The organism is Rhodosalinus sp. (genome assembly GCF_041685465.1).
In the GTDB taxonomy this organism is placed as follows: domain Bacteria; phylum Pseudomonadota; class Alphaproteobacteria; order Rhodobacterales; family Rhodobacteraceae; genus Rhodosalinus.
The window spans coordinates 1-5,572 of sequence record NZ_JAWLFS010000201.1 but is presented as its reverse complement, the minus strand read 5'-3'; the positions used below and the strand labels follow the sequence as shown (position 1 = coordinate 5,572).

General features: G+C 71.5%; 5 protein-coding genes and 1 riboswitch. Of the genes, 2 read left to right on the top strand and 3 right to left on the bottom strand.

The genetic code is table 11. The annotated features are described in order from the left end of the window. Nucleotides 1–788 (bottom strand): ABC transporter substrate-binding protein (locus ACESL7_RS12300; RefSeq protein WP_372893612.1); only part of this gene is annotated, 788 nt, incomplete at its 3' end. Continuing rightward, entirely contained in the window at nucleotides 775–2,592 is a 1,818-nt protein-coding gene (locus ACESL7_RS12295; RefSeq protein WP_372893611.1) for a TonB-dependent receptor plug domain-containing protein, read from the bottom strand. The genes ACESL7_RS12300 and ACESL7_RS12295, both read right to left, overlap by 14 nt. A gap of 139 nt (nucleotides 2,593–2,731) precedes the next feature. Next, a riboswitch (cobalamin riboswitch) is annotated at nucleotides 2,732–2,932 on the bottom strand. Between the two features lie 121 nt (nucleotides 2,933–3,053). On the opposite strand from ACESL7_RS12295, the gene cobO reads away from it, so the two are divergent. Both cobO and ACESL7_RS12285 read left to right on the top strand, forming a co-directional pair. Further along, the gene (gene cobO, locus ACESL7_RS12290) at nucleotides 3,054–3,668 is read left to right on the top strand and encodes a cob(I)yrinic acid a,c-diamide adenosyltransferase (RefSeq protein ID WP_372893610.1); all 615 of its coding nucleotides are present in this window, start codon (nucleotides 3,054–3,056) and stop codon (nucleotides 3,666–3,668) included. Nucleotides 3,669–3,671: 3 nt separating this feature from the next. Continuing rightward, nucleotides 3,672–5,117, top strand: a complete 1,446-nt coding sequence (locus ACESL7_RS12285) for a cobyric acid synthase (RefSeq protein ID WP_372893609.1) — start codon at nucleotides 3,672–3,674, stop codon at nucleotides 5,115–5,117. A 3-nt stretch (nucleotides 5,118–5,120) separates the two neighbouring features. Here ACESL7_RS12285 and ACESL7_RS12280 read toward each other — a convergent pair. Next, nucleotides 5,121–5,572 (bottom strand): aminotransferase class I/II-fold pyridoxal phosphate-dependent enzyme (locus ACESL7_RS12280; RefSeq protein ID WP_372893608.1); only part of this gene is annotated, 452 nt, incomplete at its 5' end.

Genomic DNA, 5,572 nt, shown 5'->3' with positions numbered 1-5,572 from the left:
GCCCGATCCTGCATCACCGTGCCCTCGACGCGGTTGCGCAGGTCCTCGACCAGCGGATGGTCGAGGATCGCCTCCGCGCGCGAGGCGCCCGGGTAGGGCTCTCCGGAAATCACCAGCTCCGGGTCCGACAGCACCAGAAGCTCCAGCGGCAGCCGGCCGCCACCGGACAGGCCGTGCTCGGTGGCGATGTTCGTGAAGCCCGCCGCGGACAGGATCTCGCCGGAGAGCGACCGGTCGCCGGATGTATAGCCGTTCGCGCCGTAAAGGGCGGCGCGCGGCTCCCGGTCGTCGACCTGCATGGCCGCGAGGCTGGCCTCGAAGCGCGCGATCATCTCTGCCGCCTCGTCCTCGCGCCCGAGCGCGGCGCCCATCTGGTGCATGCGTTCCGTGACGGCCGACAGGCCATGGGCCGGCTGGAAAACCTCGACCTCGATCCCCATGCGCTCCAGCATGCCGACCGTGGCCTGCGCCGTGTAGGCCCCGGCGAGCACGAGATCGGGCTCGAGCAGGTAGACCTCCTCGGCCCGCCCGCGGTTCTCGTCGTAGCGCTCCGCCTCCCGCGCCATGGCGGAACTGTAGGGATCGGAGGCGAGGTGGCTGACCGAGACGAGCTGCCCCGGCGCCGCCAGCATCATCGCCAGCTGGTCGGTGCAGAGGTTGATCGAGACGACGCGCTCGGGCGGCGTCTCGGGCGCCGCCTCGGGGGCCGGGGCCTCTTCGGCCCCGGCGCCGGCCGCCACGAGACAGAGCGCGGCGACCGTGGCCCGGCGTCGCTCAGAACGACGCACGCAGCCCCGCGAAGACGGCGCGGCCCGGCGTGTTGTAGCCGGCGGCGGTCTCGTAGTCCTCGTCCAGCGCATTCTCGACCCTCAGGTAGAGTTCGGAGGTGTCGGAGACGTCGTAGCCGACGCCCAGATTGACCAGAGTGTAGTCGCCGACCTTGTTGTCGGCAGGCGCGAAGGCGCTCGGCTCGATATCGGCCACGTGCCGGATTTCGCCGGTCGCGGACCACTTGTCGGTCAGGTCCGCCTCGGCGCCGAGCACGAGGTCGTGCCGCGGGACGCGCGTCAGCCGCGCGCCATCCGTTTCCGCATCCGTGTAGGTGTAGCTGCCATTCACGGTCACACGCTCGGTGACATCGTAGGCGCCGGACAGTTCCATGCCCTGCGAAACGGTCAGACCCGGCACCTGGCTGTAGCATCCGAAACCGCTGCCGCAGGCGGTCGCGGCACCGTCGAAGTCGATCAGATCCTCGATCTCGGTGTAAAAGACCGTCGCCTCGAGGACCGCCTGCTCGCCGAAGGCTTTCTCGACCCCCAGTTCGAAGCTCTTGCTCGTCTCGGGCTGGAGCGCCGGGTCGCCGTACTGGCTGTAACGTTCGAAAAGCGACGGCGCGCGGTAGCCGGTGCCGGCGACGGCTCTCAGCGTCACGTCCTCGCGGAGCATGTGGGTCAGCGCGAGGCGGCCCGTGGTCTCCACGCCGAAATCCGAGTTGTCGTCGCGGCGCAGCGCGACCGAGACGGTGGTCCGGTCGCTCGGCCGCCACCGGAGTTCACCGAAGGCGGCGAGAACGGTTTCGTCACGCTTGGCGACCGACGAGGTCTCGATCGTCTCCTCCGTCTGCGACAGCCCGAAATCGAGATCAGCCGTCGCGCCCAGCGTGGCGTTGCCTTCATACGCCAGTTCCGTCCGCGTCCCGTCGAAGGCCGTGATGGCGCCGCCGGGATCGCGCCGGTCGCTGACGAATTCGCTGTAGGACAGGCTGTGCGTGACCGGACCGGTGACCAGTTCGGCGAACACGCGTGCGCCGGTCTGTTCGGTCGTCGACTCGCCGCTGTTGTCGTCGTCAGCCCGGTCGATCTCGACATCGCTGTCACGCCGGAACGCGTTGGCGCCGAACGTCAGCGTTTCGGTCGCGGCGAAACGGCCCGACACGAGGATCTGCGTCTGGTCGAACCCGTCCTCTTCGTCGTCACCCGCCCGCGCCGAGATCCCGTCCGTTTCCACGCGCCCGAGCGTGAGCGCCACCTCGCCGCGCTCCGAGCGGAAGCCGGCGGAGGCGGAGCCCTTGACGGTGCCGAAGCTGCCCGCTTCCAGCAGCGCCTCGCCCGAGGCGCCGTCGCGCGTCGGCCGCCAGCTTTGCAGGTTGATCACGCCCCCGATCGCCTCGGACCCGTAGAGCGCCGATTGCGAGCCCTTCAGCACCTCGATCCGCGACAGGCCGCTCCCGACGAGCTGCCCGAAATTGAACGAGGTCTGGGTGCTCGACGGGTCGCTCACGTCGATCCCGTCGAGCCGGACGCCGATGTAGCTTGTATCCAGCCCGCGTATGCGCAGCGTCGTGTTCGCGCCCAGCCCGCCGTTGCCGGAGAAGCTCACGCCGGGCAGGCGGTCGAGCGTCTCGCGCGTGCCGGTGTCCCGGCCGCGGATCTCGTCGCCGGTCAGGACCTCGACGGTGGAGGCGACCTCGCCCTCCGGGACGGGGCTGAGGCTCGGCGAGACCACGAGGGTTCCAAGGTCGAATGCCTCCTGCCCCGCGGCCGACTGCGCCGCGAGCGTGGCGAGGCCCGCCACGAAAATCGTTCTGTTCATCGTACTGTCCCAGGTTCGGCGGCCCGGCGGGCCGCCCGAGTGCGTTTCCAGTTCGGGCAGGGAAAGGCAGGCTTTCCTCACCCAGTGACGACACCACGGCGGAAAGCACATCCGCAGTCCCGCACGCGCCCCGCGGCCGGACAGGGTGTTCGCTTCGGCAGGTCTCCTGACTTGCGGGTCGGCGCTTCCCCGGGCCTTCCCGGGCCACGTGGGCCCAGTGGCGTTTGCCGGGGTCGCTCGCCGCTTACAGTTGCGGGGGCAGTCGCGGATTTGGCCGAAGCCGCACCGCGTTCCCTTTTAACCGGACGCATGCGCCCGGACCGAAGCGGATACCAAGCTACCGAGCGGAGGCCGCGCTTGCAAGACCCGTGTCGCCGGGCGACGCGCCCGCTTGGCGCGGGCCGCGCGCCCGGCTACCACGCGCGGGAAGCGGGAACCTCGACCAAGCAGGGAGTCTGTCGATGCAGGACGACGTCAACGCGCGCCACGCCGAAAAGATGCGCCGGATCAAGGCCGCGCGGGAGCGGATGATGGCCACCAAGACCGAGCGCAAGGGCCTGATCATGGTCCACACCGGCAACGGCAAGGGCAAGTCGTCCTCGGGCTTCGGCATGATCATGCGCTGCATCGCGCACGGCATGCCCTGCGCCGTGGTGCAGTTCATCAAGGGCAACTGGCAGACGGGCGAAAAGACCTTCCTGCGCGAGCGCTTCCCGGAGGAGTGCCGCTTCTTCGTCTCCGGCGAGGGCTTCACCTGGGACACGCAGGACCGCGAACGCGACATCGAGGCGGCCGAGAACGGCTGGCGCATCGCGCAGGAGCAGATCCTCGATCCCGAGATCCGCTTCGTCCTGCTCGACGAGATCAACATCGCGCTGCGCTACGACTATCTCGACGCGGGCGAGGTGGCGGAGTTCCTGCTCACGCAGAAGCCCGAGATGACCCACGTCTGTCTCACCGGCCGCAACGCCAAGCCGGAGATCCTCGAGGTCGCCGACCTCGTCACCGAGATGACGCTGGTCAAGCACCCCTTCAAGGATCTGGGCGTGGTGGCCCAGAAGGGCGTGGAGTTCTGAGCCTTGGCGCGCGCGCTCATGCTGCAGGGCACCGGCTCCAACGTCGGCAAGTCGATGCTGGTCGCCGGGCTCTGCCGCGCGGCGCGCCGGCGCGGGCTCTCGGTCGCGCCCTTCAAGCCGCAGAACATGTCGAACAACGCCGCCGTGACCGCCGACGGCGGCGAGATCGGGCGCGCGCAGGCGCTGCAGGCGCTGGCCTGCGGGCTGGAACCGGTCACCGACATGAACCCCGTCCTGCTGAAGCCCGAGACCGACACCGGCGCGCAGGTCATCGTGCAGGGCAAGCGGCTGACCACCGCGCGGGCGCGGGACTACGGCGCGCTCAGGCCCCGCCTTCTCGACGCGGTGCTCGAGAGTTTCGCCCGGCTGCGCGCGGGCCATGATCTGGTGGTGGTCGAGGGCGCGGGCAGCCCGGCCGAGGTCAACCTGCGCCCGCGCGACATCGCCAACATGGGCTTCGCGCGCGCCGCCGACGTCCCCGTGGTGCTGGCCGGCGACATCGACCGGGGCGGCGTGATCGCGCAGATCGTCGGCACGCAGGCGGTCATCGACCCGGAGGACGCCGCGCTGATCCGCGGCTTCCTGATCAACAAGTTCCGCGGCGACCCGCGCCTCTTCGACGACGGCTACGCCGAGATCGCGCGGCACACCGGCTGGCCCGGCTTCGGCGTGCTGCCGTGGTTTCCCGAGGCCTGGCGCCTGCCGGCGGAGGACGCCGTGGAGATGGGCACGCCGCAGCGCGAGGGCGGGCTGCACGTGGTCTGCCTCGCCCTGTCGCGGATCGCGAACTTCGACGATCTCGACCCCCTGTCGCAGGAACCGGGCGTGCGGGTGACGATGCTCGGCCCCGGGCGCGCGCTGCCCGGCGACGCCGACGTGGTGATCCTGCCGGGCACCAAGGCGACGCGCGGCGATCTCGCCTTCCTCCGGGCGCAGGGATGGGACGTGGACCTTTCTGCGCATCTGCGCCGCGGCGGGCATGTGCTGGGCATCTGCGGCGGCTACCAGATGCTCGGCCGGAGCGTCGCCGACCCCGACGGCGCCGAGGGACCGCCGGGCCGCGACCCGGGGCTCGGGATGCTGGACGTCGAGACGGTGATGACCGCCGACAAGCAACTCACGCGGGTGGCGGCCACCCATGCCGCGAGCGGCCGGCCGTTCCACGGCTACGAGATCCACATCGGCCGCACCGAGGGGCCCGACCGCGCGCGGCCCTTCGCGCGCGTGGCGGGCCAGCCGGAGGGCGCCGTCTCGCCCTGCGGCCGGGTGCAGGGCAGCTACCTGCACGGCATGTTCCGTGACGACGGGTTCCGCGCCGCCTGGCTCGCGCAGTTCGGCGTCGCGGGGCGCGCGCGCTACGACGCGGGCGTCGAGACGGTGCTCGACGCGCTCGCGGACCACCTCGAGGCGCATCTCGACGTGGACGCCCTGCTCGCGGCCGCGTCGTGAGGGTCAGGGCGCGAGCGCCCGCTCCAGCCGCCGCCACCCGGCCGCGTCGCCCGGCACCCCGAGGCGGATCCAGCCGGTCGAGTACGGAAAGACGCGCGACCAGATGTGCGCCGCGGCCAGCCGGGCCTGCGCCGCCGGGCCGTCGCCCGCGTCGTAGGTGCGAAAGAGGGCCGTGCCGCCCACGAGCGGCCAGCCGGCCCGCGCCGCGATCTCGTCCAGCCGCTGCGCATCCTGGCCCAGCCGCGCGCGCGTCGCCGCCTGCCAATCCGTGTCGCCGAGCGCCTCGGTGCCGAGGGCGGCGGCGGGTCCGCTCACCGCCCACGGCCCGGCCAGCGCGCGCAGCCGCTCGATCGCGTCCGCGTCGCCCAGCGCGAAGCCGAGGCGCAGTCCCGCCAGTCCGAAGAACTTGCCGAAGGAGCGCAGGACCACGATCCTCCCGTCCCCGCCGCGCGCGT